Source organism: Thermocatellispora tengchongensis (genome assembly GCF_014202315.1).
In the GTDB taxonomy this organism is placed as follows: Bacteria; Actinomycetota; Actinomycetes; order Streptosporangiales; family Streptosporangiaceae; genus Thermocatellispora; species Thermocatellispora tengchongensis.
In genome coordinates this window covers 33,692-53,190 of sequence record NZ_JACHGN010000023.1, presented here as the reverse complement: position 1 = coordinate 53,190, position 19,499 = coordinate 33,692, and the positions used below count along the sequence as shown (strand labels likewise).

Below are 19,499 nucleotides of genomic sequence, written 5' to 3'. Positions count from 1 at the left end.
CGTCCCAGCAGCGAAGGAGAGGCACATGGCTCGTCGCGTTCGCCCCGGCAGGTCCACCGCAGCGCTCGTGGTCGCCGTCGGGGCATTGGCCGCCGCCTGCGGGGCTCCCGGCAGCAACAGCCCGCAACCCGCGGCCTCCGCCAGCGCGCCCCTGTCCGGGACGCCCACGTGCGGCACGGCGCCGGTCGCGCTCAACGGCTACTTCGAGACCGGCTTCCCGCTGCCCAAGGCCCTGACCACCGAGTTCTCCAAGCAGCACCCCAACGTCACCTGGAACATCCGGGAGGACCAGTTCGCGGTGATCACGCAGAACGCGCCCCGCGTCCTGGCGGACAACCCGCCCGACCTGATGCGCCTGCCCCAGGTCTCCGAACTGGTCAAGGACAACCTGCTGAAGAACCTGGACGGCTACGCGCAGGCATTCGGCTGGGACAAGTGGCCGGCCTCGCAGCTTGAGCAACTGCGCCTCGGGCCCGGCGGGCGACCGCGCGGCCAGGGCTCCCTGTACGCGATGGGGCTCAACTTCAGCATGACCGGCGTCTTCTACAACAAGAAGCTCGCCGCCCGGATCGGGATGTCCACGCCACCCGCCACGCTGGAGGAGTTCGACGCGGCGCTGGCCAAGGCCAAGGACGCGGGCATCACGCCCATCGTGCAGTTCAACGGCGGAGCCACCGGCGGCCTGGCGTTCCCGCTGCAAAGTCTCATGGCCTCCTACGGCCCGCCCGGGCCGATCAACGACTGGATCTTCCAGAAGCCGGGGGCCACGATCGACACCCCGTCCAACCTGCGGGCCGCCCAGCACCTGGAGCGGTGGGTCAAGGCAGGATACTTTCAAAAGGACGTCAACGCCGTCGACTACGCCACCATGATGAGCCGCTTCATCGACGGCCAGGGCCTGTTCATGTTCAACGGCGACTGGGAGTCGGGCAACCTCGACAAGCAGATGCCGGGCGACGTGGGCTTCCTGCTGATGCCGCCCGCGCAGAAGGGCGGCAAGCGGGCCACCATGTCGGCCCCCCTCACCTTCGGGATCGGCGCGAACGCCAAGAACGCCGACTGCGCGGCCTTCTTCCTCAACTGGGTGGCGACCGACAGGAAGGCACGCGAGATCACCGTCGAGGTCGGCGGGTCGCATCCGATGGGCCCGGCCGACGCGTACATGCCGGACGTGGCCGCGGACACGGTCACCGCGGGCACCCTGGCCGCCGGGGCGGACATCGCCAAGGACAACGGCGCGATGGACTTCATCGCCAACGCCACCGGCGCCATCTACGCCAAGAGCTGGACCCCCAACCTGCAGAAGCTGGTGGCCGGGCAGCAGACGCCGCAAGGGCTGCTCAAGGCGGTCCAGGCCGACTACACGAGCCAGCTCGAAGGGAACTGAGCATGACGCGGCCCGTTCCCGGCCAGTCCCCGCCGAGGCCGGCGGCCGTGGCGAAGGCGCGGAGCGCGCGTGGATGGGCCGGCTGGCTGTTCGTGATCCCGGCGTTCGCCTTCTACGCCGTCTTCGTCCTGCGCCCCATCGCTCTGACGGCCCAGTACTCGCTGTACCGGTGGGACGGCATCGGCCCGTCCACCTGGGTGGGACTGGCCAACTACGCCAAGGTCTTCACCGACCCGGACCTGTTCGACTCGCTGGTGAACGCCTTCAAGCTGATCGTGTTCTTCAGCGTGATCCCGGTCGTGCTGGGCCTGACGATCGCCGCGACGATCCGGCGCATCGCCCAGAGCCGGCTCGCCCTGGTCGCGCGCACGGTGCTGTTCCTGCCGCAGGTCATCCCGCTCGTCGCCGCCGGCATCGCGTGGAGCTGGCTGCTGTCGTCCACCGGGGTGGTCAATCAGTTGCTCTCGCTTGTGGGACTCGGCGGGGTGACCCGGGCCTGGCTGGGCGACCTCTCCACCGCGCTGCCGGCGGTCGGGATGATCGGCGCGTGGGTGCTCCTCGGCCTGTGCACGATCCTGCTCCTGGCCGGCATGAGCAAGATCGATCCGGCGCTGTACGAGGCCGCCCGGCTGGACGGCGCCGGGGCGTGGCGGGAGTTCGTCTCCATCACCGTCCCCAGCCTGCGGCAGGAGATCGGCGTCTGCGTCACCGTGACCGTGATAGCGGCCCTGGCGAGCTTCGACATCGTCTACATCTCCACCCAGGGCGGTCCGGGCAACGCCACCATGGTGCCCGGCCTGCAGATCTACTACCTGGCCTTCTCCGAACGCGAGGTGGGCATGGCCTCGGCCCTGGCCATGGTGCTCATGGTGCTCGTGATCGCCATCGCCCTTCCCATCCAACGGCTCACCAAGGACACCGACCAATGATCATCGCGCGGCGGGAGGCATGGACCGGACGGCTGCTGCTCGTCCTGCTGATGGCGGTCACCATCCTGCCGTTCCTCAGCTTGTTCGTCACCGCCCTGCATCCCTCGGGCACCTACCCGGTCGGGCTGGCCTGGCCGAGCGATCCCCAATGGGGCAACTTCGTCACCGCCTTCCAGGCCGCGAACATGAGCGAGCTGCTGAAGTCGAGCGTGCTGATCGTGCTGGGTGTGGTGCCGATCTCGATCCTGCTGGGCACGATGGCCGGCTTCGCCCTCGGCCACCTGCGCATGGCCGGCAGCCGCCTGGTCTTCCTGCTGTTCGTGCTCGGCCTGACCCTTCCGTTCGAGGGCGTCATCACGCCGCTGTACTACCAGATCCGCGACATGGGGCTGCTGAACACCCGCTGGGCGATCATCCTGCCGCTCATCGGCCTGTTCATGCCGTTCTCGGTCTTCTGGATGCGCGCGCACTTCGTCAACATGCCCGGGGAGCTGTCCGAAAGCGCGCGGATCGACGGCGCGAACGTGTGGCAGCTCTTCCGGCGCATCCACGTCCCCCTGGCCATGCCGGCGATCTCCTCGCTGGGCATCCTGCTGTTCCTGTGGACCTGGAACCAGTTCCTGCTGGCGATCGTCCTGGTGGACGACCCCGTCAAACGCACCATGTCCGGCGCCCTGGGCGCCTTCCAGGGCCAGTGGGGGACCGACATCCCGCTGTTGTGCGCCGGGTCGCTGCTGATCCTGACCCCCACGCTGGTGATCTTCCTCATCTTCCAGCGGCGCTTCGTCACGGCCCTGCTCCAGGGCTCCGTGAAGGGCTGACGGCGATGAGCGCACCACGGGACGAATCGCGCGCATGGCCCCGGCCGGCGCGCTGGACACGCCGGCACCTCGGCCTGCTGACCGAAGCCGCCACGACCACCGCGCCCGTCATCGGCCCGGCGGACGCACCCCGGGTCCTGCCGGACCACGACCTGTGGGACGTGTGGCCGGTCCAGGAGGAGGACGGCTCGACCTGCCTGATCAGCGGTCAGGAGCTGTGGATGGGGCTGTCGGCCCCTGCTCTCGGCCACCCCGAGGAGCGCCACGACCTCGCCCGCATCCGCCTGCTCGCCAAGGGCGGCGGCCGGTGGACGGACCTGGGCCCCGCGTTCGCCGACGGCGCCTCACCCGGCAGCCGCGAGTGGTCGGGATCGGCGGTCCGCCGGTCCGACGGCACGGTGTCGGTGTTCTACACGGCCGCCGGCCGGCGCGGTGAAGCACGCCCGACGTTCGGACAGACTGTCGTCGAGACGCGCCCCGCCCTGATCGCCGGCGGTGGCCGGATTCTGCTGGACCACCGCGCCGGGCATCGGGAGATCCTCCGCTCCGACGGCCGCGTGTACCTGCCGGCGGATGAGCTCGTCGGCGCGCCCGGACGCATTGCGGCATTCCGCGATCCGGGCTGGTTCCGCGACCCGGCCGACGGGCGCGAGTACCTGCTCATCGCCGCGTCCGTCGCAGGGGACGACGGCTTCAGCGGCGCCGTCGCCCTGGCCGAGACACGCGGCGGCGCCTGGTCGCTCCTCCCGCCTCTCCTCGTGGCCGAGGGCGTCAACCACGAGCTGGAACGCCCGCACATCGTCGTCCACCACGGGTGGTACTACCTCTTCTTCTGCACCCAGCGTCACACCTTCCATCCGGCCGGCCTCGCGCCCACCGGGCTCTACGGCTTCGCCGCGCCCAGCCTGGCCGGGCCGTACGAGCCGCTGAACGGGTCCGGACTCGTGATCCAGAACCCCGCCGCCGAACCGGATCAGGCCTACGCCTGGCTGGTGCTCCCCGACCTGGACGTGGTCAGCTTCGCCAACTACCGATCGCCCTCCGGCCGGGATCTCCGGCACGCGGAACCGGCGCGGGCACGAGCCGCCTTCGGCGGCACCATCGCGCCGACGCTCAAGCTCACCCTGGCCGGGATGACGACCTCGGTCATCCCGGCCACGTCGTCCGTGCCGGCCCCCGGGTGATGAGGGCCTCGGCGTCGGTCAGGTGGTCGCGACGGGCAGGCCGCTGGGGCGGTAGAGGGCGCCGGGGTCGGTCGCGGCCATGAGGGCGGCCAGCAACGCGGTCTCGACGGTGCCGAAGAGAACGCCGCGGGCCGAGAGCGTACGGATCAGGCGCACGCAGATGGTGTCTCCGTCGCGGCCGAGCTCGGGTCGTCACCGAGCTCGGCGAGACCCGGCAGGCGGATCGCGTTCAGGGCTGGGGGGTGAGCGCGTCCTCCAGTGCCGCCCGTGCGCCGCGCAGGGCGAGACGGAGCTGGTCCGGTGAACGGCGGACCTGGGCCAGCAGGAGGCCGCCCTGGATCGCGGCCATGGTGAGGTCGGCCAGTTCCGTCACGTCGGCGTCCGGGCGCAGCTCGCCCGACTCCTGCATCCGGCGCAGGCCCGCGATGAGGGGGGCCTCCCAGCGTGCGAAGGCGTCCACGAACGCCTGTCTTGTGAGGTCGTCCCGGCCGCTGAGCTGGCTGGCCAGGGAACCGATCGCGCAGCCGCCCACCGCGTCCTGCCGCGTCCCGTTGGCCACGATCGCGTCGAACCAGCGGTCGATGCCGGCCAGTGAGTCGACCTCCAGGAGCAGCGGTTCCTGCGCGGCCAGCACCTTGTCCACGGTGGAATGGACCACGGAGCGGATGAGATCGTCGCGGTCGTCGAAGTAGTGGTAGAGCTGGCTGCGGCCGACCCCCGCGGCGCGTTCGACGTCGTCCAGCGTCACCGCCGCGACGCCGCGCCGCTGGATGAGGTCTGCCGCCGCATCGAGGATGCGCTCTCGGGTCGCGCGACCCCGCGCGGTGGCCGGTGTGTGCCCCATGCAGCCTCCTCCGTGTTCTGTATCCCATAGTACAGACTTTCTGTACTTGCTGATACAGTCTGGCGGCAGACCCTCTGTACTGCGCGATACAGTCCGCGGCGGCGAGGGGCGGTCGGAGGACGCGTACGGTCCCTCGAACCGGCCGCCGAGCAGGTGCCGCACCCGTCCCGGCAGTAGGAGCACACCCTCTCCAGCCCGCACGACCGAAAGGAAGACCATGTCCTTCCACCGACCCACCGGGCTGCGGCGGCGCGCCGCCGCGCTCGGCCTCGCCGCCCTGCTCGCCGCGGCCCCGGCGGCCCTCGCGGCCCCGGCCCCGGCCCTGGCCGGGGTCCTGGCCACCGCCCCGGCGCATCCCGGCCACGGTGGCGGCACCCGCCTGGGCGACGTGCGCGTCCTCGTCCACTTCGACCGGGCCGCGGGCCAGGTCGCCGAGAGCATCGCCCTGGAGCCCGGGGGCGGCGTGGTCATCGGCATGATCCCCGCCCGCCAGGTGGTGCGGGTCACGCGGGACGGGGCCGTCCAGGTGCTCGTCACCATGCCGCTGCCTCCGGGAGGCGGCGGAACCACACCGGTCATCGGGACCCCTGTGGTGACCGGGGTCGCCCGGTCGGACGATGGCGCCCTGTACTTCCTCTACTCCTCCGGGCAGGGCGGGCTGACCGGGATCTGGCAGGTTCGTCGCTCCGGTGGGCCCCGGCTCGTCGTGCCGCTGCCTGCCGACACCATGCCGAACGCGCTGGTCATCGACGGCAAGCGGGGCCGCTTCCTGGTCACCGACTCCACCGGCGGGCGTATCTGGCAGGCCCCGCTGCGCGGCGGCGCGGCCTCGGTGTGGTCGGCGGACCCGGCCCTGGCGCCCAGTGGCTTCTTCGGCGCCAACGGCATGAAGATCCGCGACGGCGCGGTGTGGGCGAGCAACTCCGACCGCGGCACCATCGTCCGCATCCCGGTGACCAGGGACGGCGGCTCCGGCCGCGCCGAGGTCCGGGCGACGGGGCTGGAGGGCATCGACGACTTCGACTTCACCGGCCGGGGCACCGAGATCCTCGCCGCGATCAACCAGAGCAGCAAGCTCGTACGGGTGGGCGCGGACGGCGCCCAGGAGACCCTGCTGGACGCCGAGGACGGCATGCAGGGGACCACGGCCGTCGCCGTCCGAGGGAATCGGGTCTATGTGACCAACGGCGCCAACCTGGCCGGGAACGACCCGACCCTGATGCTCGCGAAGCTGCGGCGGCGCTGACGCGCCTTGATCTCACGCCAGGTCGCGGCGGCGCAGGCCGTACAGGCCGAGGAGGGTCAGCAGGGCGGCGAGCACCGTCAGCACGACCGTGGCCACCGGGGTGAACGTGCCCAGGGGGTGCCAGGGCAGGTGGGACAGGACGGAGGTGTTGGCCAGCCATTCCGGTACGCCCGCGTACGGCCCGAAGACCTGCACGAGCGCGCTGTAGAGGAACACGACCCAGGCCGCGGCCATGGCGCGCGGGGCGAGCCCGAAGAGCGCGGCGGGGATGGCGAGCAGCACCAGCACCTCCGGAAGCCGGAGCAGGCTCGCCGTGATGATCTCCGCCGCGAGAGCGGGCTCGCCGGTCGAGACGGCGGCGCCGGCGCCGAGCCCGGCGCCGTAGGCCGCCAGCAGGACGACCGTCCCGAGCGCGGAGACCGTCAGGGACGAGGCGAACCACGCCGATCGGCCGGTCGGCCCGGCGAGCACGGGTCCGGCCAGGCCGCGAACCTCCTCGGTACGCAGCCGGACGACCGACAGGAGCGCGAAGACGCCGGTGTAGAGGGATCCTGAGAACACCATGAGGCTGATCCAGGCCCGCCCGGTGTCCGCTCCGGCGGAGAAGACGGCCAGGTCGGTGGTCGCCATGCCGCCGGTGAGGCCGCCCAGCGCGAGACCGGCGGCGAGGAACGCCGCCGCCCACCAGCCGATGGCCGGCTGCTGCAGCCTCCATGCCAGGGTGAACGGCGAGCGCAGCCACGACGGCGCCGCGGCCCGGCCGGGACGCGCGGCGATCAGGGCGGCGCCGAGATCCCGGCGGCCGGCCAGGCGGTAGGCGCCGGCGATCAGGAGCCCGGCGAGCAGCACGGACACACCGAGCGGCCACCAGCGGTCACCGGCCAGTACCCGGGTCTGCTGGGACCAGCCGATGGGCGACAGCCAGAACACCGGTCCGCCCTCCTGGCTCTGCAGCGCTCCGGCGCCGCGGACGATCCACGCGGTGAAGAGCACCGCGCCCGCCATCCCAGTGGCCCCTCTGGGCTGCTCGGTGATCTGCACGGTGACCGCCGTGATCGCGGCGAAGACCAGCCCGGACGCGGCGAGAGAGGCGCCGAACAGCAGCGCGCTCCCCGCCGGGAACCCGATGCTGATCGCCGCGGCGGCGGTGAGGACGGCGAGCGCGGCGTTGCCGATCCCGGAGACGATCAGGGCGGCGGTGAGCTGGGCGTGCCGGCCGACGACCGCGGCCCGGATCAGCTCGGCTCGGCCGGTCTGCTCCTCGGCGCGGGTGTGCCGGGTGATGAGCAGGATGTTCATCAGCGCGGCGGCGAGCAGGAACTCGACCCAGTAGGCGGCCAGGAAGTAGCTCTGCGAGGTGACGGCCCGCTCGCCGAAGACGGGGCCGGCGAGCACCCGCATGAAGGACGTCCTGATCAGTTGCGCGGCTTCGGCCCTGGTCTCCGGGGTCGGGGCGACGATGGTGGCGGCCGCGTAGTAGAAGCGCGGGACCATGACGGTGATGGCGATGAGCCAGACGGGCAGCTTGATCCGGTCGCGGCGCAGCGCCAGCCGTACCATGGCGGCGGTGCCGGTCAGGTGGCCGCCGGCCGTGGGCGCCGCGGTGCGGCCGTGTGCCGGGGCGAGCGTGGTCATGCCGCCTCCTTGACGCCGTAGTGCCGGAGCATGAGCTCCTCCAGCGTGGGCGGATGGCTGATCAGCGAGCGGATGCCGAACGTGGTCAGGTGCCGGACGGCGGCGTCCAGATGCTCGCTGTCCACGCTGAACCGCACGCCTTCGCCGTGGCCCGCCGGGTCGTGCACGCCGGGCAGCCGGTCCAGGCCGGTGACCGGGGCGGCGGTGGTGGCCACGATCGTGGTGCGGGTCAGGTGCCGCAGTCGCTCCAGCGTGCCCGACTCCACGGTGCGGCCCGACCGGATGATGGTGACGCGGTCGGCCAGGTTCTCGACCTGGGCGAGGATGTGGCTGGACAGCAGGATGGTGTGGCCGGCCGCCTTGGCCTCGGCGACGACCTGCTGGAAGACCGCCTCCATCAGCGGGTCCAGCCCGCTCGTGGGCTCGTCCAGGATCAGCAGGTCCACGTCGGCGGCGAAGGCGGAGACGAGGGCCACCTTCTGGCGGTTGCCCTTGGAATAGGTGCGCGCCTTCTTCTTCGGGTCCAGCTCGAACCGCTCGATCAGCTCGTTCCTGCGCCTGGCGTCGAGCCCGCCGCGCAACCGGCCGAGTACGTCGATCGCCTCGCCGCCGGTCAGGTTGGGCCACAGCTCCACGTCGCCCGGCACGTACGCCAGCCGCCGGTGCAACGCCACGGCGTCCGCCCAGGGGTCGCCGCCCAGCAGCCGGGCGCTGCCCGAGGTGGCCCGGATCAGGCCCAGGAGGATGCGGATGGTGGTGCTCTTGCCCGCCCCGTTCGGGCCGAGGAAGCCGTGCACCTCTCCCTGGCGCACGGTCAGGTCGAGGCCGTCGAGGGCGCGTACCGGCCCGTACGTCTTGACCAGCCCGGAAACGGCTATGGCAGATGTCATGGGGGTCTCCGATCGGGGGTGATGTGTTCTGGCCGGGGGCCGGTCAGGTGAGCGGGCCGGTCACAACCGCGTCGAACTCGCGGTCGGAGAGGGTCCTGCCGAGGTTCAGGAGGGCTTCGGCCTGCCGGCCGACGACGTAGCGGGTCTCGGGCCGGTCCGCCTCGATCGCCTGCCGGATCGCCGTCGCGACGACGCCCGGGTCGGAGGCATGGTCGCTCTGGTGCCCGGTGGGGGCCTCGGCGGCGCGTGCCATGGCCTCGGCCATTTCGCGGTAGGCCCCATGTCCGGAAATTTCCCGCAATTGGCGGGGGGTTTCGGCCTCGAAGTCGGTCCTGATGATGCCCGGCTGGATGACGACGACGTCGATGCCGAACTGCGCGGTCTCCATGCGCAGCGTGTCGGAGAACGCCTCCAGCGCGTGCTTGGAGGCGTAGTACCAGGCGCCCAGCGGAAGGGCGATCTCGCCGCCCACCGACGACACGTTCACGATCGTGCCTGAGCGCTGCCGCCGCATGTGGGGCAGGACGAGCTGCACCAGCCGCGCCGGCGCGAACACGTTGATCTCGAACTCCTCGCGGGCCATCGCGAGCGGGGTGTCCTCGACCGCGCCGTGCACGACGGCTCCGGCGTTGTTCACCAGCACGTCGATGCGCCCGTGCTCGTCCAGGATCGTCCGGACCGCCCGCTGGAGGTCCTCCTCCTTGGTCACGTCCACGCCCAGGGCGTGACCCCCGGCCTGGCCGATGGCGGCCATGCGGTGCACCCGGCGCGCGGCGCCGTACACGATGTGCCCGCCGCGCAGGAGCTCCAGCGCGGTGGCGTGGCCGATGCCGGACGAGGCGCCGGTGACCAGGCATACCTTGACTGCCATTGCGGGCAATCTCCTTGACGTTGCGATGGTGGATCGTCCGTCCGGGCGCGGCCGGCCCGGGTCGCGCCGCGGGCTCGCGGGCCGGGCGGTCCGTCCTCGCGTGAACGGCCGTTCGTTCACGCACGGAGAAAAGTTACGGATGCCATCAGGAATCCGGCAAGCTGAGAACGGCGTTATCGCAGGTCACGGCGCTGTGATTGGCGCAGTGACGATGCCGGTGAATGCAACTGCGGGGATCGCGTGTCGCAATGACCGGCCATCGACGGCATACTTGGGCGTCCGCCGCGAAGGAGCCGTGAAGGCGCGGCGACGGAAGCGTCAGGAGGGGGAATGCCCGGAGGTCGCCTCTCGTACGAGGACCGCCGCACGATCGCGGAAGGGCTGCGAGACGGGTTGACGTACGCGGAGATCGCCCGTCGCCTGGGCCGCCCCAGGTCCACCATCGGCCGCGAGATCGCGCGCAACGGCGGCCCGCACGGCTACCGCGCGGCCCACGCGCAGCGGGCCACCGATTGGCGCGCCCGCCGCCGGTTGAGCCCGCCACCGGGTGCGTCGGCCACGACGGCAGGCAGGCGCGATCCGGTGGCGGTGCGGGAGTTCGAGGAGCTGCTCACGTCGCGGCTGAGCGGCATCCCGGCGATGGCGGCCCGGGTCCTGGCCTGCCTGTTCACCAGCGACACCGGTGACCTGACCGTCGCCGACCTCACCGAGCGGCTGCGCGTGAGCCCCGCGTCGATCTCCAAGGGCGTCGGCTATCTGGAACAGGTGGGGCTCATCAGGCGTGAGCGCGACAGCCGGCGCGAGCGGTACATCCTCGACGACGAGGTCTGGTACCACGCGTGGCAGGCGGGCACCCGGTCGATGACGCTGTGGGCCGAGACCGTACGCGCGGGCGTGGACGTGCTCGGCGCCGACACCCCGGCGGGCGTCCGCCTGAAGACCGCGAGCCGGTTCTTCGACCTGCTCAGCGCCGACATGGCGTTGGCGGCCGAGCACTACCGGCAGACCGTCTCGGGCAGCGGCGACGCGACTCCCGGCGCGTCGCCAGGTCACTGATCGGCCGGCTCCCACCACGTCAGATGGGCGGCCGCCTGGGCCACCGGCTCGATGATCTCCCATGCCTCGGCGATCAGCCCGTCGTCGATCCGCCAGATGTCGACGACGGCGATCCCCGGCCCCGCGCCCGGAAGCCGGCGCCGCGAGTGCATCACGACGTGATCGCCTTCGGCCAGCAGATGCTGGATCTCCACCTGCATGCCGCCCAGGTGGACGAGCGCGGCGCGTACGGCGTCGAGCCATTCCGCCTTGGTCGAGGAGGTCGAATCCGGCCGGTGATGGACGAAGTCCTCGCGCAGCAGCGGCGCGAGCGCATCGACGTCGCCCGTCGCGACCAGGGCCGTCAGCGCCCGCTGGATGATGCTCTTGTGGTCTGTGGCCATGTTCTGTGTAGTCATGCGGGGCAGTGTTTCCGCCGTCGCGACGGTTGTCGATGAACTCGCATTACATGGCGTGCGGTTCTCAGGAGGAGCTAGCATCGGCGGCCATGGACACGGTCGGGGAACTGTTGCGACGGTGGCGGCACCGACGGCGGCTCAGCCAGCTCGATCTCGCGATCGCCGCCGACGTCTCGGCCCGTCACGTCAGCCTGGTGGAGACCGGCAAGTCCAACCCGAGCGCCGGCATGATCCTCCGGCTCGCCGATCAGCTCGACGTGCCGTTGCGTGAGCGCAACCGGATGCTGCTCGCCGCCGGCTTCGCGCCCCGCTACGCCGAGCGGCCGCTCGACCGGGACGCGATGCCGGCGGCGTGGGACGCGATCGCACGGGTGCTGCGCGCGCACGAGCCGTACCCGGCGCTGGTCATGGATCGCCGATGGAACATCGTGATGACCAATCGCGCCGTCGATCCGTTCCTCGCCCACGCCGCCCCCGACCTGCTCCGGCCGCCGATCAACATGGTGCGGCTCGGGCTCGACCCGCGCGGCCTCGCCCCTCACATCGTCAATCTGGCCGAGGTGCGCTCGCTGCTCCGTACCCGGATCGGGCGTCAGCTCGCCGTGGCTCCCGACGCCGAGCTCACCGCGCTTTACCAGGACCTGCTGATGCCGGGCTCCGAGGACGCGGGCCACCCGCCGGAGTCCGAGGTGGCGATCCCGATGATCTTTCGTTTCGGTGGCCGGGAACTGCGGCTGTTCTCGACCACCACCACGTTCGGCACGCCGCTGGACATCACGCTGGATGAGATCTCGGTCGAGTCGTACTACCCGACGGACGCCGAGACCGCCGCCTACTTCACCGAACCCCGAGCGCACCCGGCTCGTCACTTCAGCTTGTCGTAGACCTCCACCTCGAAGATCCGGGCGACGTTGACCGCGTCGGACGACGGGCGCAGGAACACCAGCCGGACCGCGTCGGCCGTCACGGAGGACAGCAGCACGTCCGCCATCGGGGAGGTGTTGCCGCGCACCGTCGCGACCGTCGTCCACCCGCCGCCCGAGCGAGCCTCGACGTCGAAGTCCACGGCGACCTGCCGCTGCAGCGTGCCGCCGCTGTAGACGCGGACGAGCCGGAGGGCGGCGGCCGCCGCCAGGGTGACGGTGAACGTCGGCCTGCCGTCGCCCACGGCCGACAGCCAGCGGCTGGCGGTGTCGGCGCGGTCGCCGTCCACGGCCTTCTCCGGCGGGTAGGCGGCGCTGTAGACCGACGACGCCTCGACGGGCCGCCCGAGCGCCAGGTTGGGGCCGTCGGGGTCGTAGACGCGGTGGACGATCGGCTGCGAGTAGCCGACGCTGCCGTCGGACGCCTTGCAGGCCAGGCGTATCTGCACGTCGCCTGCCGGGACGCCGGACAGGTCGAGCGGGGCCCGGAAGCGGTAGCCGTCCTGCGCGGGGGTGCCCTTCCAAGCGGTTCCCCCGGCTTCGCGCCACTCCGCCCAGCTCGTGGTCGCCTTCCAGTACGACCAGGCCACCACGGGGCTGCGCGGCATGCCGGTGACCTCCAGGCTGCGCGGCTGCTGCCCCTGCGGGTCGGGGCTGAGGGTCAGGTCGACGGACAGGACCGCGTGGCCGTACGCGGGGATGGTGGTCTTCCAGGCCAGCTCGCCCACCCGGGTCAGGCTTCCGGCCACCGAGCGCCAGCCGGTCATGTCGGCCAGCTCGCCGGGCGAGACCGAGCGCGGGTCGATCGTGAGCGTGGCCGTCTGGTTCTCCGGCCGGCCGTTGAGCGCGATGACGAGGAGGGTACGGCCCTGCGTGGACATCGCGGTGAGCACGTCCACCTCGGGGTTGTCACCCTTGACCAGGCCCGGTGGCATCCAGAGGCGGGCGGCGCGAGAGTAGACCGTGCCGGCGGCGAAGCCGTACGGCGCGCTCGCCCCGACCTTCGCGGTCATGAAGCCGCGCGGGAAGGATATCCGCCCCTGCGAGCGCAGCCGGGCCTCGGCGAGCAGGTAGTCGATCATCCAGCCCAGGTGCCACCACCCGTGCCAGGGGAACTTGCCCGACTCGGTGTTGCCGGCGTTCCAGTAGTAGGAGGGCCACCCGCTGGCGGGATCGACCCACTCGTCCCGCCCGCGTGCGGCGGCCCTGGCCATGTCCAGGAACAGTTGCTCACCGGTCAGCTCGGCGAAGCGGACGAACGCGCCGGCGTGGGCGGCGAGCAGGATGGGGCCGCGCGAGGGCGCGCTGCCGGAGAACCCGGCGTGCTCGAACGACAGGCCGGCCTGGCTGGTCTGCCACTGCTCGACCTCGTGGTCGTTGAACGTCCGCGGCTGGGTGGACGGGGTGGGGTGGGTGTAGACCTGGGTGGCGTAGTGCTGGGCGGTCTCGATCGCCGCGTGGCGGTAGCGGGCCTCGCCGGTGACCTCGGCCAGTTCGAGCAGTGCCTGCGCGGCGAAGATGACCTGGAAGTCGCGCGGGAGCCGCGCGTCGTCGCAGACGCCGAGGAAGCGGCCGGTGCGCAGCGCGTTGGCGATGAACCAGTCGGCGCCGCGCCGCGCCGCCTGGAGGCAGGCGGGGTCGCCGAGCACGCGATGCGCCACGAGCAGGCCGTACCACGTGGCCCGATAGTCGGTCAGGTCGGGGTAGACGAGCTGGCCGGGAGACTCGCGCAGGTAGCCGACGTCGAAGGAGCCGTCGGGCTTCTGCCAGGCCAGCAGCCGGTCGGCGGCCAGGCGTACCCGCCGGCGCAGCTCGTCGTCGGCGCCGAACAGCAGGATGTTGCCCACGTCGGCCAGGGTGTAGAAGGTCGTGAAGATCGGCGAGACGTAGTTGGGCCCGGGGGTCTTGTTGTTGACGTTCTCGCTCTCCCACCCGCCGCGCCGGAAGTACTCGCCGAGCGCGGCGCCCTGGAAGGGACCGGCGGCCGTCTCCTGCTGGGCCAGCTTGAAGTTCCGCGCGTACGGCAGGCGCTCGTGCTCGATGACGGGGTCGCCGGTGATGGCGCGCATCATCCACATGGCGCCGATGTCGGAGAGCTTGTCGCCTTCCGCGCCGAGGGTCAGCCCGTTGTAGGTCCAGGTGCGCCAGCCGGACGGGCCGGTGCTGAGGAAGCGCTGGATGGTCGCGACGCGCTCGGTGAGGGGGCGGGCGTTGCGCGCCAGTTCGAGGTAGCGGCCCAGCCGGCAGACGTCGCGGGCGACGTGGTCGAGGACCTTGAACCAGTGCTCGTCGGTGAGGACGTAGCGGAAGGTGTAGGTCAGCGCCTGGCCCGCCGCCACGCGGGAGCCGGCCTGGCCGAGTATCGGGTGGAACGCGATCGGGGTGAACGTGCCGCGCCGGTCGGAGGTGGCCATGCCGAGCCGCCACTGGTGGTGGGTCGAGACGTCGGACGCCCATGGGTCGCGGGCCACCCCGGGCGCGGCCACCACGGCTAACGTGAGGTCGTGGTCGGTGGTGACCAGGGCCAGGGGCGTGGTGATGGTCCGGTCGCGGGCGGTCAAGGGCTCGGCGGGTACGCCGAGGCCGTAGAGGTAGGCCAGGTCGTGGTCGCTCTGGGGCGTCGTGCCGGACCAGAAGCCCGGGATGAGGCCGCGCTTGAGCTGGGCGGCCGTCAGCGTGACCAGGGCGGGGGTCGGCACGGAGTAGTAGGCGGTCTGGCTGGGCTGCCAGGTCATGGTGACGGAGATGTCAGCGGGGTGCGCCGGGTCGAGCCGCCATTCGGCCACGAGCGCGCCCGTGGGGAGCGTGGCGTGGAAGGCGTACCCGTCGGCCGTCTGGACCGCGCGCTGCGGCCAGAAGTGCTCCATCGTGCCGGCGGTTCCCTGCTGGACGGCCACGTCGGCGGGCGCGGTGGGGCTGTTCAGCAGGCCGTACTCGCCGGAGGGGCCGGGCAGGTCACGCCAGCCGTCCTTCGTGCGTATCGAGACCCCCGAGACGCGCCACACGCCGTCGCGGCGATGCCACTCGACCTTGATCCGGTCGTTGCCGAGCTGGATCGCGTCGGCGGTGACGTCCTGCCCCTTCGGCGAGGGCGGGGCGGTGCTGTGGACCTGTACGGGGACGACCAGCGCGGCTGAGCTTCCGGCCATGAGCTTGAGCGCGTCTCGACGGTGCATGGACATCGGGGCACCTCGCTCTGAAAGTTAGTTGCATATTGTGAGATGAAATCTCGGGTGTTGCACAGAGATAACCACTATGTGACTGTGATGTGCAAGGCCTTTAGATTGCAAGAAGACATCGGATGGATAGGGCCTAGACGAGCGGGATCTAGCCTGTTACGTTCCATTAGCCCCACATTCATCCGATCTCTCGTGTGGGAGTGCTCTTATGCTTCCGATGCGCCGTCGTCAGCTCTTACAACTCACCGCGCTGAGCGCGGGAGCGTCCCTCCTCCCTCCCGCCTTCCCCGCCACCGCCTCGGCCGCCGCGGGCGCGCCCGCCTACGGCTTCGGCCCGCCGCCCGCCACCGGCGCCCACCCGCGGGTCGTCACCGCGCCCGGTGACCTGCCCGCCCTCCAGGCCCGTGTGCGAATGGGCTACGTCCAGCAGAACTACGCGGACGTCCTGCGCCCGGCGGCGCTCGGCCTCCCCCAGAACCCCGACCTGGTCAAGCTCGCCGGAGGCGGCAGGCTGTCGGACGGCGAGCAGGAACGCCTCGCCAAGACCCTCGCCGGCGCCGCGTTCACCGCCTGGCTGGAGCAGTCGCCCCAGCTCGCCGCCACCGTCCGCGACGGCCTCCTGCTCTGGGCCAGGAAGCTCGCCGCCGAGACCTCGGGCGACTTCAGCCGCACCACCCACGGCGTGGGCCTGGCCTACGACTGGCTCCACCCGTTCCTCACCGAGGCCGAGCGCGCCGAGGTGCGCGACTGGCTGGTGCGCCGGGTCACCGCCTACGAGGCGTACCTGGACGCGCAGCCGTACGGCTTCAAGCCCGGCGCCTCCCGCTGGGACAACTGGACCCCGCACTACGTCGGCGCCTTCGGCGTCGCCGCCCTGGCGGTCGAGGGGGAGAGCGGCTACCTGGACCGCTGGTACGCCAAGGCGGTGGCGGCCATCCACGACTTCCTGGACAACGGGATCGGTCCCGAGGGCGCGCCGCTGGAGCTCGTCCACTACTTCGCCTACGGCATGTGGCAGGGCGCCTACCTGGTCAACGCGATGGCCAGGCGCGGCGACCCGGTCTTCGCCCACCCGCACCTGCGCCGGGTGCCGCAGTGGTGGACCAGCGACCTGTTCCCCTGGGGCAACGACTTCAACTCCCTGGCCGACACGCGCGACGTCTTCAACGGCGTCCCGGTCGTCTACCAGCTCATGCGCCTGGCCTACCCGGACGATCCGCGCATGCGCTGGGTCTACCTCAACGTCATGCGCGGCTACCTGCAGAGCCCCGAGGCCCTCGCGGCCGTGCTGTGGGCCAGCGAGCTGGACCAGTCCGACCAGGCCAGGACGGCGGAGCATCTTCGGCTCGACCCCAGCCAGCTGTTCCTCCACAACGGCCTGGTCTACCTGCGCAGCGGCTGGAAGACCTCCGACGTCTACTTCCAGTTCCAGAGCGATCCCGCCTGCGCCGGCCCGAGCCACGCGCACGCCGACCGCAACTCCTTCACCCTCGCGGGCCGCGACCGGCTGTGGATCATGGACGGCGGGGGCCTGTTCCCGGAGGACGTCGGCCACAACCTCGTCTTCATCGACGGCAAGGCCCAGGGCTGGTACCCGCACCGGGGCAAGGTCCTGGCCTACGAGGACGCCGGATGGGCCACCGGCATCCTCGGCGACGCCAAGGCGGCCTACGACTGGCGGGCCGAGCACGCCCACCGCGTCGAGAACGACCCCGCCTGGTCCCTGGTCGACGGCTTCTGGTCCCAGCCCTACAACCCGGTCCGGCGCGCCTTCCGCAGCGGCACCCTGGTGCGCGGAGCCCGTCCGTACGTGATGATCAGCGACGACATCCGCAAGGATGACGCCGCGCACGACTACTCCTGGGAGGCCCTGGTCCCGCTCGGCACGCTGGTGGTGCGGCGCGACGAGCGCTCGGTGCTGCTGCGCCCGGTGGACGCCGGCAGCGCCCTGCGTTCCGGCACGGCTCCGCTGACCGTGCCCTTCACCGTGCCCCGGGCCGGGCGCTACCGGGTCTGGGTGCTGGCCGGGCACGCCTACGACGGTCCCTGGCGGTGGGGCTCCACCCTGGCCCTCGACGGCCAGGCCCCGGTCACGGTCAGCGTCGCGGCCGAGGCCGACTTCGGCGACTGCGCCCAGCCGCACTGGCTGCCGGTGATGCATCCCGGCGGCTCCACCGAGCTGGCGGCCGGCCCGCACACCGCGACCATCACCCCCACCGGGGTGAACGTCTATCACGCCCTCCTGGTCGCCCCCGCCGACCACGATCCGGCCGGGCCGTACGGGGCGCGGGCGCCGGAGGGGAGCGTCACCGTCAGGCTCGGCGAGCTGCCCGCGCCCGGCGACTGGAGCCGCCTGCCCGCCGACCCCGCCTACCCCTCGTGCCTGGTCACCGTGCTGAACCCGGCCGACGCCAGGCTGACGGCGGAGCTCTTCGAGCGCCGCAGGGCCAGTGGCGAGTACTGGGGCAAGACCATCAAGCTGCGCGCCAGGGTCACCACCGACGAACCGCGCTTCCGCGTGCTGCTCTACCCCCACCGCCACGGAGACCCGGTGCCGTCGGTCACCGCCGATGCCGGCCGCGCCACCGTCACCTGGCCGGACGGAACCGTGGACAACTGGCGCTTCGGCCCGGGGCCCGGGTTCGCGGCGACCAACGGCGCCGCCGTGCGGCTGCAACGCGGACGCGACCGGTTCACGCTCGACATCACCTACGCCGGCCTGCGACGCCTCACCCGGGAGCACGTCGAGGGCCGCCACACCGCCGAGCAGTTGTGCGAGCTGCTGAACCGGGCCGAGCACGAGGACCGGAGAGGCCGCCTGGAGCCCAGGAACGCGGCCCTGCGGTCCTATCGAGACGGAGTGAAAGGATTCGACATGCCGCGTGCGGCACGTGACCTGCTCGTGCACCAGTCCGAGGAGCTGGCCCGATGAGCCGGGTGGCGGGCTTGGCCGAGCAGCGGTTCGGCCTGTTCATCCACTGGGGGCTGTACGCCCTGCCGGCCAGGCACGAATGGGTGAAGAACCGCGAACGGCTCACCGACCGGCAGTACCAGGTGTACCTGGAGCACTTCGATCCCGACCTGTTCAATCCCGAGGCGTGGGCGGCCGCGGCGGCGGAGGCCGGGATGAGGTACATGGTGCTGACCACCAAGCACCACGACGGCTTCTGCCTGTGGGACTCCGGCCTCACCGACTACAGCGTGGCGGCCACGCCGTACGGCAAGGACCTCGTCGGCCCGATCACCCGCGCCTTCCGCGCGGCCGGGCTCGGCGTCGGGTTCTACTACTCGCTGCTCGACTGGCACCACCCGCACTTCCCGCTGGACGAGCTGCATCCCGACTGGGGGCGGGCGAGCGGAGAGGGCCGCGACATCGCGGTCTATCGCCGCTACCTGCACGGCCAGGTGGAGGAGCTGCTCACCCGCTACGCGCCGATCGACACGCTGTGGTTTGACTTCTCCTACCCGACCCGCTGCGAGGGCGGGAAAGGCCGGGCGGACTGGGGCTCGGAGGAGCTCGTCGAGCTGATCAGGCGGCTGTCGCCGGACACGCTGATCAACGACAGGCTGGACGTGCCGGGGGACTTCGTCACCCCCGAGCAGTACCAGCCGTTCGCGCCGCTGCCCACGACCTGGGAGGCGTGCCAGACACTCAACGGAAGCTGGGGATACGACCGCGACAACCACGACTTCAAGCCGGTCGGCCTGCTGGTGCGCATGCTGGTCGACACCGTGTCCAAGGACGGGAACCTGCTGCTCAACGTCGGCCCCAACGGCCGGGGCGAGCTGGGGCCCACCGCCCTGGACACGCTTCGCGGCATCGGCCGATGGATGCGCCTGCACAAGCGCTCCATCCACGGCGCCGGGCCGAGCGCCTACACACCGCCGCCCGACTGCCGCTACACCCAGCGCGGCGACCGCCTCTACGCGCACGTCTTCGCCTGGCCGTTCGACCACCTGCACCTGCCGGACCTGGCGGGCAAGGTGCGGTACGCCCAGTTCCTGCACGACGCCTCGGAGGTGCCGCGGCTGGACTACGGCGACCGCGTGCCGCCCGGCACCCTCACGCTCAAGCTCCCGGTGCGGCGGCCGGACGTCGCGGTGCCCGTCATCGAACTGTTCCTCGACTAGGAGAG

The 19,499-nt window shown here is 71.7% G+C and carries 16 protein-coding genes; 9 read left to right on the top strand and 7 right to left on the bottom strand.

Going from position 1 to position 19,499, the window contains the following annotated elements:
- Positions 1-25 precede the first annotated feature (25 nt).
- From HNP84_RS39855 to HNP84_RS39840, 4 genes are read left to right on the top strand one after another with little or no spacing between them, the layout of a single operon-like run.
- On the top strand, positions 26-1,387 hold the full coding sequence (locus HNP84_RS39855) for a type 2 periplasmic-binding domain-containing protein (RefSeq protein WP_185055250.1): 1,362 nt from the start codon (positions 26-28) through the stop codon (positions 1,385-1,387).
- Positions 1,388-1,389: 2 nt separating this feature from the next.
- Positions 1,390-2,316 carry a carbohydrate ABC transporter permease gene (locus tag HNP84_RS39850; protein ID WP_185055249.1) on the top strand — a complete coding sequence of 309 codons (927 nt, stop codon included), beginning with the start codon at positions 1,390-1,392 and terminating at the stop codon, positions 2,314-2,316.
- Positions 2,313-3,137 (top strand): carbohydrate ABC transporter permease, encoded by an 825-nt coding sequence (locus HNP84_RS39845; RefSeq protein WP_185055248.1) that lies wholly within the window; start codon positions 2,313-2,315, stop codon positions 3,135-3,137. The genes HNP84_RS39850 and HNP84_RS39845 overlap by 4 nt, the downstream gene beginning before the upstream one ends.
- Before the next feature lie 5 nt (positions 3,138-3,142).
- The gene (locus HNP84_RS39840) at positions 3,143-4,321 is read left to right on the top strand and encodes a glycoside hydrolase family 68 protein (protein WP_185055247.1); all 1,179 of its coding nucleotides are present in this window, start codon (positions 3,143-3,145) and stop codon (positions 4,319-4,321) included.
- Between the two features lie 18 nt (positions 4,322-4,339).
- Here the strand turns inward: HNP84_RS39840 and HNP84_RS39835 are convergent, their stop codons facing one another.
- Both HNP84_RS39835 and HNP84_RS39830 read right to left on the bottom strand, forming a co-directional pair.
- The gene (locus tag HNP84_RS39835; protein WP_246519267.1) at positions 4,340-4,477 is read right to left on the bottom strand and encodes a hypothetical protein; all 138 of its coding nucleotides are present in this window, start codon (positions 4,475-4,477) and stop codon (positions 4,340-4,342) included.
- 73 nt (positions 4,478-4,550) lie between these two features.
- On the bottom strand, positions 4,551-5,165 hold the full coding sequence (locus HNP84_RS39830) for a TetR/AcrR family transcriptional regulator (RefSeq protein WP_185055246.1): 615 nt from the start codon (positions 5,163-5,165) through the stop codon (positions 4,551-4,553).
- A gap of 217 nt (positions 5,166-5,382) precedes the next feature.
- Between HNP84_RS39830 and HNP84_RS39825 the strand changes: the two genes are divergently transcribed.
- Positions 5,383-6,411, top strand: coding sequence for a hypothetical protein (locus HNP84_RS39825; protein ID WP_185055245.1), 1,029 nt, complete (start codon positions 5,383-5,385; stop codon positions 6,409-6,411).
- Between the two features lie 12 nt (positions 6,412-6,423).
- Here HNP84_RS39825 and HNP84_RS39820 read toward each other — a convergent pair whose 3' ends face one another.
- From HNP84_RS39820 to HNP84_RS39810, 3 genes are read right to left on the bottom strand one after another with little or no spacing between them, the layout of a single operon-like run.
- Positions 6,424-8,046, bottom strand: coding sequence for an ABC transporter permease (locus HNP84_RS39820; RefSeq protein WP_185055244.1), 1,623 nt, complete (start codon positions 8,044-8,046; stop codon positions 6,424-6,426).
- Positions 8,043-8,936, bottom strand: a complete 894-nt coding sequence (locus HNP84_RS39815; protein WP_185055243.1) for an ABC transporter ATP-binding protein — start codon at positions 8,934-8,936, stop codon at positions 8,043-8,045. Before HNP84_RS39815 ends, HNP84_RS39820 begins: the two co-directional genes overlap by 4 nt.
- 43 nt (positions 8,937-8,979) lie before the next feature.
- Positions 8,980-9,807: an oxidoreductase gene (locus HNP84_RS39810; protein ID WP_185055242.1), complete on the bottom strand. Its 828-nt coding sequence runs from the start codon at positions 9,805-9,807 to the stop codon at positions 8,980-8,982.
- Positions 9,808-10,137: 330 nt separating this feature from the next.
- Between HNP84_RS39810 and HNP84_RS56920 the strand changes: the two genes are divergently transcribed.
- Positions 10,138-10,863, top strand: a complete 726-nt coding sequence (locus tag HNP84_RS56920; RefSeq protein ID WP_185055241.1) for a helix-turn-helix domain-containing protein — start codon at positions 10,138-10,140, stop codon at positions 10,861-10,863.
- Here HNP84_RS56920 and HNP84_RS39800 read toward each other — a convergent pair.
- Positions 10,857-11,261, bottom strand: a complete 405-nt coding sequence (locus HNP84_RS39800) for a nuclear transport factor 2 family protein (protein WP_246519266.1) — start codon at positions 11,259-11,261, stop codon at positions 10,857-10,859. The genes HNP84_RS56920 and HNP84_RS39800 overlap by 7 nt on opposite strands.
- Positions 11,262-11,350: 89 nt before the next feature.
- Here HNP84_RS39800 and HNP84_RS39795 point away from each other — a divergent pair, with 89 nt between their 5' ends.
- Complete coding sequence (locus HNP84_RS39795; protein WP_185055240.1) at positions 11,351-12,145, top strand: helix-turn-helix transcriptional regulator; 795 nt, start codon at positions 11,351-11,353, stop codon at positions 12,143-12,145.
- Here the strand turns inward: HNP84_RS39795 and HNP84_RS39790 are convergent.
- The gene (locus HNP84_RS39790) at positions 12,127-15,366 is read right to left on the bottom strand and encodes a discoidin domain-containing protein (protein WP_185055239.1); all 3,240 of its coding nucleotides are present in this window, start codon (positions 15,364-15,366) and stop codon (positions 12,127-12,129) included. The two genes, HNP84_RS39795 and HNP84_RS39790, sit on opposite strands and share 19 nt — an antisense overlap.
- A gap of 214 nt (positions 15,367-15,580) precedes the next feature.
- Between HNP84_RS39790 and HNP84_RS39785 the strand changes: the two genes are divergently transcribed.
- Together HNP84_RS39785 and HNP84_RS39780 are read left to right on the top strand one after the other, a co-directional pair.
- Positions 15,581-18,295, top strand: coding sequence for a carbohydrate-binding protein (locus HNP84_RS39785; RefSeq protein WP_185055238.1), 2,715 nt, complete (start codon positions 15,581-15,583; stop codon positions 18,293-18,295).
- Positions 18,292-19,494, top strand: a complete 1,203-nt coding sequence (locus HNP84_RS39780) for an alpha-L-fucosidase (RefSeq protein ID WP_185055237.1) — start codon at positions 18,292-18,294, stop codon at positions 19,492-19,494. Before HNP84_RS39785 ends, HNP84_RS39780 begins: the two co-directional genes overlap by 4 nt.
- Positions 19,495-19,499: the final 5 nt, after the last annotated feature.